Annotated in this window: 11 protein-coding genes; 5 read left to right on the top strand and 6 right to left on the bottom strand. The window is 64.5% G+C overall.

The window, feature by feature from the left end; genetic code table 11:
- Positions 1-185: 185 nt before the first annotated feature.
- Together FYC77_RS06725 and FYC77_RS06730 are read right to left on the bottom strand one after the other, a co-directional pair.
- The gene (locus FYC77_RS06725; RefSeq protein WP_149080738.1) at positions 186-776 is read right to left on the bottom strand and encodes a nucleotidyltransferase family protein; all 591 of its coding nucleotides are present in this window, start codon (positions 774-776) and stop codon (positions 186-188) included.
- 3 nt (positions 777-779) lie between these two features.
- The gene (locus tag FYC77_RS06730; protein WP_149080739.1) at positions 780-2,210 is read right to left on the bottom strand and encodes a dihydroorotase; all 1,431 of its coding nucleotides are present in this window, start codon (positions 2,208-2,210) and stop codon (positions 780-782) included.
- A 129-nt stretch (positions 2,211-2,339) separates the two neighbouring features.
- Here FYC77_RS06730 and FYC77_RS06735 point away from each other — a divergent pair, with 129 nt between their 5' ends.
- Both FYC77_RS06735 and FYC77_RS06740 read left to right on the top strand, forming a co-directional pair.
- Complete coding sequence (locus FYC77_RS06735; protein ID WP_149080740.1) at positions 2,340-2,852, top strand: (2Fe-2S)-binding protein; 513 nt, start codon at positions 2,340-2,342, stop codon at positions 2,850-2,852.
- 2 nt (positions 2,853-2,854) lie between these two features.
- Positions 2,855-5,353, top strand: a complete 2,499-nt coding sequence (locus tag FYC77_RS06740) for a xanthine dehydrogenase family protein molybdopterin-binding subunit (RefSeq protein ID WP_149080741.1) — start codon at positions 2,855-2,857, stop codon at positions 5,351-5,353.
- A gap of 210 nt (positions 5,354-5,563) precedes the next feature.
- On the opposite strand, the gene FYC77_RS06745 is transcribed toward FYC77_RS06740, so the two are convergent.
- Together FYC77_RS06745 and FYC77_RS06750 are read right to left on the bottom strand one after the other, a co-directional pair.
- Positions 5,564-6,079 (bottom strand): CoxG family protein, encoded by a 516-nt coding sequence (locus FYC77_RS06745; RefSeq protein ID WP_238386811.1) that lies wholly within the window; start codon positions 6,077-6,079, stop codon positions 5,564-5,566.
- A 28-nt stretch (positions 6,080-6,107) separates the two neighbouring features.
- Positions 6,108-6,998 (bottom strand): FAD binding domain-containing protein, encoded by an 891-nt coding sequence (locus FYC77_RS06750; protein WP_149080742.1) that lies wholly within the window; start codon positions 6,996-6,998, stop codon positions 6,108-6,110.
- A 265-nt stretch (positions 6,999-7,263) separates the two neighbouring features.
- Here FYC77_RS06750 and FYC77_RS06755 point away from each other — a divergent pair, with 265 nt between their 5' ends.
- Positions 7,264-8,025: a cyclase family protein gene (locus FYC77_RS06755; protein ID WP_149080743.1), complete on the top strand. Its 762-nt coding sequence runs from the start codon at positions 7,264-7,266 to the stop codon at positions 8,023-8,025.
- Positions 8,026-8,093: 68 nt separating this feature from the next.
- Entirely contained in the window at positions 8,094-9,383 is a 1,290-nt protein-coding gene (locus tag FYC77_RS06760; protein ID WP_149080744.1) for an amidohydrolase family protein, read from the top strand.
- A 109-nt stretch (positions 9,384-9,492) separates the two neighbouring features.
- Here the strand turns inward: FYC77_RS06760 and FYC77_RS06765 are convergent, their stop codons facing one another.
- On the bottom strand, positions 9,493-9,918 hold the full coding sequence (locus FYC77_RS06765) for a universal stress protein (protein WP_149080745.1): 426 nt from the start codon (positions 9,916-9,918) through the stop codon (positions 9,493-9,495).
- Between the two features lie 137 nt (positions 9,919-10,055).
- Between FYC77_RS06765 and FYC77_RS06770 the strand changes: the two genes are divergently transcribed.
- Positions 10,056-11,099 carry an alcohol dehydrogenase catalytic domain-containing protein gene (locus FYC77_RS06770; RefSeq protein WP_149080746.1) on the top strand — a complete coding sequence of 348 codons (1,044 nt, stop codon included), beginning with the start codon at positions 10,056-10,058 and terminating at the stop codon, positions 11,097-11,099.
- 37 nt (positions 11,100-11,136) lie between these two features.
- Here the strand turns inward: FYC77_RS06770 and FYC77_RS06775 are convergent, their stop codons facing one another.
- The gene (locus tag FYC77_RS06775) at positions 11,137-12,507 is read right to left on the bottom strand and encodes a uracil-xanthine permease family protein (protein ID WP_149080747.1); all 1,371 of its coding nucleotides are present in this window, start codon (positions 12,505-12,507) and stop codon (positions 11,137-11,139) included.
- Positions 12,508-12,630 lie beyond the last annotated feature (123 nt).

The following is a 12,630-nucleotide window of genomic DNA, read 5'->3' on the forward strand; positions in this document are numbered from 1 at the left end:
TCAGTATCGTGGGACGTTACTCCGATTTGTCACTCCGTCAACTGCCGGGAGTCCACTTCTTCGGTGGTGGTATCGTTGAATTGTGCCGAAAAACTGGGCGGTTGTTTTCCAAAAACCGAAACTGAACGCTCAAATCGAGTATTTTCGAACCGGGCGAAAACGAACTCGTTCGGGACTGTAGAACGTTACTCGCACTCGAGCGACGCGAGGTCGTCGACGGTATCGACGTCGACGTGGATTCCTGGATCCTCGACGGGAAGTCGTCGAACCGCGACGGTCTCGAACAGGGCTCGCCCGCCGGTATCTCCGGAGAGATCAGCCAAATCGTCGAAACAGCTGGCGTCGAACAACACCGGATTCCCCCGTCGGCCGTCGTACACCGGAACGACGGCGTCGACGTCGTCCTCGCGTGACGCCTCGACGATCCGCTGAACCGTTCGCGGATCGACGGTGGGCATATCACCGGGAAGGAAGACCGCGGCGTCGGCGTCGCGCTCGCGTGCTGCTATCGCGCCCGTGCGAACCGACGTGCTCTGTCCGCGCTCGTAGGCTGGATTGTGGACCGTCTCGTCGACGACGCTCGAGACGGCCTCGCGGACGGCGTCGGCCTCGTGGCCGACGACCGCGACGACGTGGTCGACGGCGTCGGGAAACGATCGCGCGGCACGGACCACTATCGGCTCGTCGCGCTGGCAAACCGGGGCGAGCAGCTTGTTCCCGTCCTCGAACCGGGTTCCAAGTCCGGCCGCGAGCAGGACGCCGACGAGTTCGGACATCGGTTACTCGAGTTCGACGCCCTCGGGGCCCCGCGGGAGGTAGTTGCGTCCGCCCGGATCGGTCTGGAGTTCGCCATCCTCGACGACGGTCTCGCCGCCGACGATGGTGTGGGTCGGCAATCCGGTCAGCTCCTCGCCGTGGAACGTCGAGTACCGCGGTTCCATCGTGTGATAGAAGTCGTCGTCGACGACCGCCGACTTCTCTAGGTCGACGATCACCATGTCGGCGTCCGAGCCTTCGACGAGCGCGCCTTTGCGGGGGTACAGCCCCCAGCGCTTGGCGTTGTTCTCGGCACAGACCTCGACGAGTCGTTCCATGCTGATGCGGTTTTTATTGACGCCCTCGCTCATCATCACGGGGAGGAAGTACTCGATGCCGTTGTTGTCGCCGGGGATCGCGTCCCAGATGTCGCCGTGTTTGCCTTCCTCTTTCTCCTTGAACTCGATCTTGTGCGGGCAGTGGTCGGTTCCCATGTAGTCGACGACGCCCGTTCGCAGTCCTTCCCAGAGGCGTTTCTTGCTCTCCTCGCCGCGTAGCGGCGGGGATATCTTCCCCCAGACGCCAAGATCTTCCTGCTCGTAGGTGTGTGAGAGAAACGCCGGGAGCGTCTCGGCGTGGAGGTTGACCCCCTTTTGCTGGTAGCGCTCGCAGATGTCGACGCCCTCGCCCGTACTCATGTGGACGATGTACGCCCGCGAGTCGGTGTACTCGGTGAGCTGGCCGATCTGTTCGATCTGCATCGCCTCGCAGATGTTCGGCGCGGCCTCACTCCAGGCCTCGAGGTCGTTTCTGCCCTCTTCTTGGAGTTCCTTTCGTCGTTCGATCGCGAGGTCCTCGTTTTCGGCGTGGAACATCACGACGCCGTCCGGGATCTCCGAGACCTTATCGAGTACCTTGTAGGTACGACCCGCATCGGAGTGGTCGATCCCGAGTTCCGGCGAGGCGTGTTTGTACCAGTTGAAGAAGATCTTGTACGAACGGATCCCCTCTTCGGCCAGCTGTTCGATCTCGTCGACGTGGTGGTCCTGGTGGACGATCGCGTGGTAGGCGAAGTCGATGTAGGAGTTCTCCTCGCCCGCCTGCTTGAAGAAGTCCATGTCCGGCACGTACGGCTCCTTCTGCAGGAGGAAGTTGACGACCGTCGTCACGCCGCCGTGGACCGCACCCCGCGTTTCGGTCTCGAAGTCGTGCTCGAGCCCTTCGTGGTACTCGTATTCGTACCGAGAGAGTCCCCAGTGAACGTGGGGATCGATGAAGCCGGGGATCAGGTAGTTGCCCTCTGCGTCGATCTCGCGTTCCGCGTCGGGGAGGTTCGATTCGGTGCCGACGCCGACGATGATGCCGTCGTCAGCCGCAACGCCGCCGCTCAACGTTCCCTCCGGCGTGACAACTCGTGCGTTGACCACGCGAAGGTCTACTGTCGATTCGACCATATGACCCCTCTCTCGGCGACCTACTTGAGTGTACCCCGTTTGGCCCTCGACTTGCCCCTCGATGACGACCGGATCCACCCCTGTACGGCACAACGTTTATATCTCGCTCGAGTAACGTACTAGTATTCCATGAGCACGGATAGCACAGGCGATTACGACGGTCCCGTCACCGAAGAGATCAGCGTGACCGTCAACGGCGAGACCGTCACCGCCGAGGTCGAACCGCGGCTCAAGCTCTCCGATTTCCTCCGCAACGAGTGTGGACTCCACGGCGTTCGCGTCGGCTGTGAACACGGAGTCTGTGGCGCGTGTACCGTCCAGCAGGAGGGTCGGACGGTCAAGAGCTGTCTCTCCTATGCGGTTCAGGCGGACGGCATGGAGATCGAGACAGTCGAGGGGCTCGCCGAGGACGGCTCGCTGCACCCGATTCAGGAGGCATTCCACGAGACCCACGCCCTCCAGTGTGGGTTCTGTACCAGCGGGTTCGTGATGGCGACCAAGGAGTTACTCGAGGAGAATCCCGATCCCTCGCGCGAAGAGATCGAGACGGGACTGGCGGACAACATCTGCCGATGTACGGGCTATCAGAACATTTACGAGGCGGTTGAACGTGCAGCCGACCGAATGGAGGGAGGTGAGTAGCCGTGTCGACCCAGCAACCGACGGACGCAGAACCGAACGTCGAGACGGACGCCGACGCCGAGTCGGAGTCCGAGTCGTTCACCGGAACGGGACTCCCCCGGGTCGAAGACCACCGCATCCTGACCGGCGAAGCCGAGTATATTCACGACGTCACGCCGGAGAGCTGCCTCCATATGGCACTCGTGCGAAGTATGCACGCTCACGCCGAAATCGTCGACATCGACACGAGCGAGGCCGAAGACCATCCGGAGTGTGAACTCGTCCTCACCGCCGAGGACGTCAAAGAACAGTACAACCCGATGCCGACCGGCATCCCGGAGGTCGAAACCGACGACGGCGTCGAACCCCTCGAGGAGTGGTCGCTCGCCGGCGACGTCGCGCGGTTCGTCGGCGAACCCGTCGCCGCCGTGTTCGCGACGAACCGGTACGTTGCCGAGGACGCCGCTGACCTGATCGACGTCGAGTACGATACCAAGGAGGCGGTCGCCGACGGGATGGCCGCACGCGAAGACGAGGTCGTCGTCCATGAATCCGTCGGGACGAACGTCATCGACGGTGAGCGAATCGAGTTCGGCGACCCCGAGACCACCTTCGAAGAGGCCGACCACGTCGTCGAAGGCGAGTACTCCTGGGGACGCATCTCCGGGGTGCCACTCGAGACGGCGGGGGTCGTCGCGACCTACGACGACGAGACCGACTCGTTCGATATCGACTGTAATATCCAGTTGCACACGCTCGTCGACGACACCATCTACGAGACCCTCGGCTACGACGCCGACGACGTCCGGGTGAACGTCCCCGCCGACGTCGGCGGCAGCTACGGGACGAAGATCGCGATCCACCGCTATTGCTGTCTGGCCGCGATGGCGAGCAAGGAACTCGACCGCCCGATCAAATTCGTCGAGGACCGGATCGAGAACCTCCAGGGCGGCGATATGCACTGTTCGGACCGCGAGTACCGGATGCGGATGGCCGTCGACGACGACGGGACGATGTGCGGGCTCGACGTCTGGTTCGTCGACGACTTCGGGGCGTTCCCCCGGTACCCGGTCAACCAGGTTTTGAAGCCACTGTCCGTGGTCACCAACTCCTACGCGATCGACGACGTCGTCTACGAGTACGAACTCGCGTTGACGAACAAGACGTCCCAGACCGCCTACCGCGGCTTCGGCGTCGATCCCCACATTTACGCCCTCGAGATGATCGTCGACGAGGCCGCCCGCGAGGTCGGGATGGACCCGACCGAGTTCCGCCGACGGAACCTGATCGAACCCGACCAGATGCCCTACACCCTCCCCTCGAAGAACATCTACGACTCGGGGGACTACCCCGCGACGCTCGAGCGAATCCAGGAGATCATCGACGACGAACGCGACGGCGGGCTCCTCGACCCCGAAGTCGTCGGGGCCAAACGCGAGGAGGGCAAGTACCGGGGCGTCCAGCCGAGTGTCATCATCGAACCCGGCGTCAGCGGCTCCGACTGGACGGACCGTCAGCGTTCGGACCGGGAGGAACTCGAGGGACGGTCGCGTGAGGAGGTCGCGGAACTGCCCGAACACCTCCGCGCCGAACTCCGTGCGGACGGCACCGTCCGCGCGTCCCTCGCAACCGACTCCTCCGGCCAGGGCCACCAGACGCTCGTCTCGCAGTTGCTCGCCGACGAACTCGAGATCCTGCCGAGTGACATCGAGGTCGACTACCTCGACAGCGTCGACGCGCCGACCGAGTACGGAAGCGCCGCCTCCAGGATGGCGGTGATGCTCTCGGGGGCGACCGTCGGCGTCGCCGAGCGTCTCCTCGAGAACGCCGAGGAACTCGCGGCCGACCACTGGGGCGTCTCGAGTGACGGCGTCCAGTACCGCGATGGCTCCGTCGAGCGGGTCGACGGCGACGACTCGCTCTCGCTTGCCGACCTCGCCGACATCGACGCCGACCGCGACGAGCGACTCACCCAGGTCAGCTACAACTACGACCACCCGGCGACCGACCACGAGGAGTTCGACGAGGCGTTCCGACGGAAGTTCCCGGTCTACCCGACGGCCGCCTTCGGCGCGAACGCGCCCATCGTCGAGGTCGATGTCGAGACCGGCGAGGTCGACATCCTCAAATTCTACACCGTCCGCGACTGCGGGACGATGCTCAACCCGATGATCGTCGAGGGCCAGGCCCACGGCGGCATCGCTCAAGGCGTCGGCGCTGCGTTACTCGAGGAGTTCGGCTACGAGGACGACGGCCAGCCACAGGCGATCACGCTGTTCGACTACCTGTTGCCGTCGATCGAGAACGTTCCCGAGATCGAGATGGAACACACCGTGACGCCGTCGCCGTACACCGAAACCGGCGCGAAAGGCGTCGGCGAAGGCGGCATGATCGACGCACCCGCGAGCATCGCGACGTCGATCAACGCCGCACTCGACCCTCTCGAGATCGACGAACCGGCCGATCGCATCCCCGTCGCGCCAGACCACCTCCGAAAGAAGGTCCGCGACGCCGATCAGTAACGTCGCCCGCTCCGGGATTTTTCGAACGCGCGAGTTGCCGCTGACCGGGGGGTTCGACCATCGCAGCCGGATGCGAGTCTCGGCGCTCCCTGTTGGTTGGATTCGGGTGTCGCCAGTCGGTGCGCCGTCGATCGCACTCGAGTCTCGACGCTCGCCGGTAATCGAGTATCGCCGGCCACAGCAAATGGGTGTTCGCAGACCGAGTCGCAATCAGTCGTCGGACTCGAGGGAGATGTCGTCGGCGTCTTCGGGGGCGGCCTCGAGTTGGCTCTCGGCGTCGACGCCCTCGTCGGCTTTCTGTTGCATATCCGCAAAGAACTTCTTGACCAGGCGGTTCGTGACGCTTTTCAGCGCACGGCCGCCGAGGCTCGCGATCGTTCCCGAAACGTCTGCGGTCGCAGACCAGGAGACGGTCGTTCCGCCGTCGTCGGTTTCCAGCAGTTCCATCTCAGCGGTCGTCTCGAACTCGTTTCGTGGGGCGTGGCCCACCGCCGTCATCTCGAGGGCGTCCGGCCGGTCGGCCCGGGTGACGACGACGTCGACGTCGAACTCGGGTTTGACGCTCCCGACGCCGACGGCGAGTACCGCCTCGATCTCGTGGGGGGATTTGAGCGTCATCTCCTTACAGCCCGGCGCACACTCCGCGAGCACGTCGGTGTCCGTAAAGTACGGCCAGAGTTCATCTTTCGACTGTTCCATCTCGTTTTCGCCGGTAAATTCTAACATAGGGTGAGTGTGTGATATTCGGTCTCGATTAGCTATCGATCGCGCGTTCGTACGACGTTTCGAGCGAGCGTACCGCGTACTCGCCGGCCACTTCCTCCTTGTACTCTCGGTCTGCGTGCATCTCCCCTTCGGGATGGACGGCGTCGGTCACCAGTTCGCCGACCTCCTCGAGGCCGCTCTCGCCGAGCGGTTCGCCCTCGAGGACGGCTTCGGCGTCCTCGACGCGGAGGGGGACGTCGGCGGCGTTCGCCAGCGCGATTCGGGCGTCCTCGACGACCGGCTCGGCGGCGGACGGGTCGTCGACGCGGATCGCGCTCGCGGCGCTGACGGTCGGCCAGGTCTGGGCGGCCCGTTTGAGTTCGAGAAACGCCATCCCGGATCGCTCGGGCGGGAACGGGTCGGTCGGCACCGAGACCGATTCGATCAGTTCCTCCTCGCGAAGGTCCGTAAACATGTACGCGATGAAGTACTCGTCGGCGGGAACGGTTCGGGTTTCCTCGAGCGAGCGCAGGTGGAGCGATCCCTCGAGGGCGACCAGTGCCGCGGGATAGTTGCCCGCCGGATCGGCTTCGCCGATGCTCCCGCCGATCGTCCCCTGGTTGCGAACCGAGGGGCCGGCGATCTGCTCGGCGGCCTCGGGGAGCATCGGAACGAGTTCGGCGAGTCGATCCGAACGCTCGAGCGTTCGGTGACTCGTCATCGCGCCGATCCGGATCTCGTCGTCTCGCTCGTCGATGGAGGCGAGTTCGTCGACGCCGTTCAGATCGACGAGGTGGTCCGGCGTCGCGAGCCGGTTTGCCATCACGATCCCCAGCGACTGGTTGCCCGCGAGGAGTTCGGCATCCTCTAACTCGGCGAGCAACTCGAGGACGTCCTCGACGGTCTCCGGTCGGTGGTGAGTAAACGGTGCCGGTTTCATAGCTCACCGTGACGGCTCGAGGTGTCGGCTCGTCGCCGGACGGCCGTCGACCTCGATTGGCCGTCGACGGGTGGGAAGATACTGCGTCGATACTGGGGTGTGGTGCGGGTGTTCATGTGACTATCACACGGACACCGTGTTGATTACCGTAGCGGACTAATAAGTGTTGGTGCACCGTCCCAGCGCGAGACGAGCCGGCGGGATCGAACCGGAAGAACCCGGTCGGTTACTGCATCTTTAAGTGGACAGCCACACATCTTCCGCTATGCTCGATGGCTACGAGATGTACGACCTGACACAGCCGTGGTCGCAGGATACGCCGGCGTGGCCTACCTACGACAACCCGAAAGTGTGGTACGAGAAGAGTCTCGACACCGAGAAGGTAAATGGACAGAAGATCGAGTTCATGAACCACACGGGGACCCACCTCGACGGCGAGAAACACTTCGTCGCACACGGCCGGGACATCGAATCCGTCGGTCTCGACGAACTCGTCGGCGACGCAGTCGTCGCGGACATCTCCGACAAGGTCGGCGACTACGACGTCTACACGAGCGAGATGATCGAGGACGTCTGTGACGTCCAGAAAGGAGACATCCTGTTCGTCCACACCGGCTACCAGGAGTACGCCTGGCACACGGAGAACGCGGATCCACATCGGTTCTTCTGTAAACACCCGGGTCCGAACGCCGAGTTCGCGGAGTGGTGTAAAGAGATGGAGATCAACTATCTCATCCTCGACTGTGGGAGTGCAGATCACCCGATGAACACGGTCATCCGAGACATTCGACCGGAGCTCGCCGAGGAAGCAACAGACCACCTCGGCGTCGACGACTTAGACGAGATCTTCCCGCCGGAGGGCTACCAGCTGATGCACACCGAACTCTTCCCGGAGGGGATCATCCACGTCGAGAACGCCCAGGTGCCGGAGGAACTGCTGAACGAACGCGTCCAGATCGGCACGTTCCCGTGGCGGTTCCGTGGCGGCGAGTCGAGCGTCTGTCGTTGCGTCGCGTTCAAGCAATAACCTGCGTCGCGTTCACGCACCAGGTCTCGCGGATTAACGTTTTTTAGTCCGGTCGACGAGGTGGAGCTATGACCCTCGAGTCAGACCTCGTCGTCCGGAACGCGACGGTACCGGATCGACGGGAGCCGACGACTGTCGTCGTCTCCGACGGCCGAATCGAATCGATCACAACCGAGAGCGACGACGCCGGCGCGGACGGCGTCCCCGACGTGAACGGCGACGAACTGACGACGATCGACGCCGACGGCGGCCTGGTCGCCGGCGGGTTCGTCGATCCGCACGTCCACCTCGACAAGGCCTACGTCGCGCCGGATCTCCCACCCAACGAGTCGGGAACGCTCGCGGAAGCCATCGCGAGCATCCACGAGCGGAAAGCCGACTACACGCGAGAAGACGTCCGCGACCGCGCGATCCGGGCGATCGAGGCCCACGTCCGCAACGGCTGTACGCGAATCCGGACCCACGTCGACGTGGACACGATCGGCGGTCTGACGCCGCTCGAGGGCGTCGTCGCCGCCCGCGAGGCCTGCGCCGACGTCGCCGACGTCGAGATCGTCGCCTTCCCCCAGGAAGGGATCGAACAGGACGAGGGGACCGCCGACTTACTCGAGCGCGCGCTCGCGTCGGGGGCCGACCTGATCGGCGGCATGCCGGACAACGAGCGAACCGACGCCGACCGGCGCGCACACGTCGACGTCTGTCTCGACCTCGCCGGGTGCTACGACGTCGGCGTCGATATGCACGTCGACGAGACCGACGACCCCGCGGCGCGATCACTCGAGTACCTCGCGGCCGAGGTGATCGATCGGGGGTTCGACCGGTCGGTGACGGCGGGCCACACCTGCGCGCTGGCCGCCTACGACGATCCCCACGCGGCGCGGGTGATCGACCTCGTCGCCGAGGCCGGCCTGTCGGTGATCACGAACCCGCCGACGAACCTCGTCTTGCAGGGCCGCCACGACGCCCACCCGAAACGCCGCGGGATCACGCGGGTCGACGAACTGGTCGAGGCGGGCGTCACGGTCGCCGCGGGACAGGACTGTCTGCTCGACGGCTTTTACCCCTACGGCCGGGCGAGCATGCTCGAGACGGCGTTGCTGACCGCCCACGCGGCACAGCTCACGACCGCGGCAGAGCGTCGGCTCGCGTGGGCGTTCGTGACCGAGAACGCGGCGTCGATTCTCGGAGTAGAACACGGGATCGAACCCGGGAATCCGGCGACGTTCAACGTCTTCTCGAGTGACGTCGGGAGTCGCCACGAGGCGCTCAGGCGTGGCGGTCCGCCCCGCTGGGTGGTCCACGAGGGGGTGGTCGTGGCCGAGACCGAGGTCGAGTCGACGGTCGGGCTGGGCTGCTAGTGCTTAGGACGCCACTAGCGATAGTGCTCGGTGACGTTCTCGAGTTACGTTCCAGCCGGTGTCAACTGAGTCTCGCTGTCGGCAGTGGACCGATCCGTGTGGTCCGAAGCTACCGAACGACGAGAGCCGGAACCGGCGATCGGCGGACGACTTTCTCCGCGACGCTTCCGAGCAACACTCGCGAGACGCCGTCGCGGCCGTGACTGCCGATGACGACCATGTCGTACTCGCCTTCGTCGGCCAGTTTGACGATCAGCCGGTCGGGGCGACCTCGGCCGCGTTTGGTTTCGACCACTGTCCCTGTCTCCTCGCCTCGCTGCCGTGCGTCTTCGAGGATCTCCTCGGAGTGTTCGAGTCCGGGTTCGTCGTCCGGAATGTCGCCCGTCATGCCGGAGAACGTTCCGAGATCCCCCTGTCCGGCTTCGACTGCGTGAAACGCCGTGATCGTCGCGTCCGGAAACGTCTCGATGGCGTACTCGAAGGCCTCCTCGGATTGCTCCGAGCCGTCGACTGGTACCAGGATGTTGTCTGGCATAGCTACCTGTTAACACTCCAGTAACTTAGCGTTTTGCCGACTTCCGAAACGTCGGAAACGAGCCCCGGAGCAGTCGAATTTCGACCGGACGGGGAAGCCGATGGTTTAACGTCCCTCGAGTGGGTGTGCGTGAACATATGACAATGATGAACGCGTGTGTGCTCGAGGAGTGGAACGGATCGCTCTCGATCGACTCGGTGCCGGAACCGGAGCCGGGCCCCGGCGAGGTCCGCGTCGACGTGCGGGCCTGCGGCGTCACCCGAACGATCGAGAACGCGATCCGCGGCGGACTCGCCGACGACCCCGACCTCACGCCGCGAATCCCCGGCCACGAGTTCGCCGGCGTCGTCGACGCGGTGGGTGACGGCGTCGACGGCGTGAGTCCGGGCGATCGCGTGCTGGCGTACTTCTATCTCACCTGTGGCAACTGTGACGCCTGCCGGCGCGGAGACACCAACCAGTGTACCAACTTCGGCGGCTGGTACGGGGTCAACTGTGACGGCGCGTACGCCGATCAGGCGGTGATTCCGGCCTCGAACGCCCTCCCACTCCCCGACGGCGCGAGCTTCCGCGAGGGAGCGATCGCCACCGACGGCCTCGCGACGCCACTCCACGTCTGTCGTAGAACCGACGTCTCCGACGCCGACACCGTGTTGGTGATCGGCGCGGCCGGCCGCATCGGGATTCACCTCTCGCAGCTGGCGGCGCTCAGGGGTGCCCGCGTGCTGGCCGCCGAAATCGACGACGACCGCCTCGAGCACGTCGATGCGGTGACGAGCGACGCCGTCCAGCCGATCGACGCCCGTGGCGAGGACGTCGCGGATCGCCTCCGCGAGGCGACGGGCGGCGACGGGCCGACGGTCGTCGTCGACACGGTCGGCGACACGGCAACGCTCGAGGACGCCTGGAACGCGCTCGCGATGGGCGGCCAGATCGTCACGCTGACCACGCACCACGAGCGGTCGTTCGCGCCGCCGCTGAAGGAGTTCGTCGTCAAGGAAGCGTCGATCGTCGGCTCACGACACGCCACGAAAGAGGAGGTCGTCCGCGCCGCCCGACTGCTCGCCGACGGTCGGATCGATCCCATCGTCACCGACAGCGTGGGTCTCGAGGACGTCCCCGACGTTCACGACCGGATTCGAAACGGTGAGAGCCACGGGATGGCCGTCCTCGAGCCGTAACCGCCTCGGGCGATCGGTCCTCCTCGAGTCGGCGATCTCAACCCGATCGTTCCGTCTCCTCGACCTGCGTCGGCCCCTGTCGGGTACGGCCGTCACCCGGAAGGATCGCGTTCAACACGAGCGCAGTGACCCCGCCGACGAGTAGCCCGGAGCCGAGCAACACCTGGACGTCCTCGGGGAACTGAACGATCGCATCCGGCCGAACTTCGACGCCGACGCCGAGGACGACCGAGACGGCGACGATCGTCAGGTTCCGACGGTTCAGATCGACCCGATTGGCGACGATCCGGAGCCCGATCGAGAAGATCATCCCGAACAAGACGACGGCCGCCCCGCCGAGGACGGGATTGGGCATCGCCGCGACGACCTCGGCGACTTTCGGGATGAGTCCGAGTACCACGAGAAAAACGCCACAGATACCCACCACGAGTTTGCTCGCGACGCCGGTAAAGCCGATCAGTCCGACGTTCTGCGAGAAGGAGGTGTTCGGAAACGCGTTGAACAGCCCGGCGAACATGCTCATGAAGCCATCGGCGTACAGCGCGCCGCGCATCTCGTCGTTTGTCGCTTGCCGTCCAACGGTTCCGGTCGTTCCCTCGACGTCGCCGATCGTCTCCATCGACGTGACGACGTACGCGAACGCGGCGATCAGGATCGCACTCGGGTGGAACTCGACGCCGAACTCGAGGGGCATCGGAACGGCCACCCAGCCGGCCTCGGCGACGCCGGAGAGATCGAGCAGTCCGAGCGGGATCGCCACGATGTAGCCGATCACGACCGCGATCAACACGCTCGAGATCGAGAGCAACCCGTCGAAGTACTGGTTGAAGCCGATCGCCGCCGCGAACACCAGTCCCGCGAGGGCGAGGTTCTCGAGGTTGCCGTACGTTTCGGCGCCGGGTCCGCCGGCCGAGTAGTCGATCGCGGTCGGGATCAGCGTCAGCCCGACGAGCATGACGACGACCCCGGTGACGAGCGGCGGGAAGAATCGCCGGAGATCGTCGTAGAAGTAGCCGATGACGATCTCGACGGGTGCGGCGACGATCACTGCACCGAAGATCGCCGCCAGGCCGAACGCGTTCCCGATATCGATCAGCGGTGCGACGAAGATCGCGCTCGTCCCCATCACGATCGGAAGTCGCGCCCCGATCGGCCCGATCGAGTACACCTGTACGATCGTCGCGAGACCGGCGACCAGCAGCGCCATCTGGACGATAAACGCCGTTTCGCCCGGGCTGAGGCCGATCGCGCCGGCGATCACGAGCGGCAACGCGACCGTCGAGAGGAACATCGCCAGCAGATGTTGAATGCCGAGTGGGATCGCCTCCTGTAGCGGCGGTTCGTCGTCGATGTCGTACTCGATCAACTCCGCTTTACCATCTTCGTGTGGCTGGGTATCAACACTCATGACACGACTACGTCTCGAAACAGAACTCTCATATAGCTTCCGGAAACTATTTGAACGTTCACACGTTCTGGGAGGCAACACGGCTCCGCAACGTATTTATCCAAATGATTGCATCAACGTGAC

Origin of the sequence: Natrialba swarupiae (assembly GCF_008245225.1) — an archaeon.
In the GTDB taxonomy this organism is placed as follows: Archaea; Halobacteriota; Halobacteria; order Halobacteriales; family Natrialbaceae; genus Natrarchaeobius; species Natrarchaeobius swarupiae.

Excerpts from the sequence above, each read along its gene's own strand:
- FYC77_RS06725 (WP_149080738.1), bottom strand. The coding sequence starts at position 776 with ATGTCCGAACTCGTCGGCGTCCTGCTCGCGGCCGGACTTGGAACCCGG.
- FYC77_RS06730 (WP_149080739.1), bottom strand. The coding sequence starts at position 2,210 with ATGGTCGAATCGACAGTAGACCTTCGCGTGGTCAACGCACGAGTTGTC.
- FYC77_RS06735 (WP_149080740.1), top strand. The coding sequence starts at position 2,340 with ATGAGCACGGATAGCACAGGCGATTACGACGGTCCCGTCACCGAAGAG.
- FYC77_RS06745 (WP_238386811.1), bottom strand. The coding sequence starts at position 6,079 with ATGTTAGAATTTACCGGCGAAAACGAGATGGAACAGTCGAAAGATGAA.
- FYC77_RS06750 (WP_149080742.1), bottom strand. The coding sequence starts at position 6,998 with ATGAAACCGGCACCGTTTACTCACCACCGACCGGAGACCGTCGAGGAC.
- FYC77_RS06755 (WP_149080743.1), top strand. The coding sequence starts at position 7,264 with ATGCTCGATGGCTACGAGATGTACGACCTGACACAGCCGTGGTCGCAG.
- FYC77_RS06760 (WP_149080744.1), top strand. The coding sequence starts at position 8,094 with ATGACCCTCGAGTCAGACCTCGTCGTCCGGAACGCGACGGTACCGGAT.
- FYC77_RS06765 (WP_149080745.1), bottom strand. The coding sequence starts at position 9,918 with ATGCCAGACAACATCCTGGTACCAGTCGACGGCTCGGAGCAATCCGAG.
- FYC77_RS06770 (WP_149080746.1), top strand. The coding sequence starts at position 10,056 with ATGACAATGATGAACGCGTGTGTGCTCGAGGAGTGGAACGGATCGCTC.
- FYC77_RS06775 (WP_149080747.1), bottom strand. The coding sequence starts at position 12,507 with ATGAGTGTTGATACCCAGCCACACGAAGATGGTAAAGCGGAGTTGATC.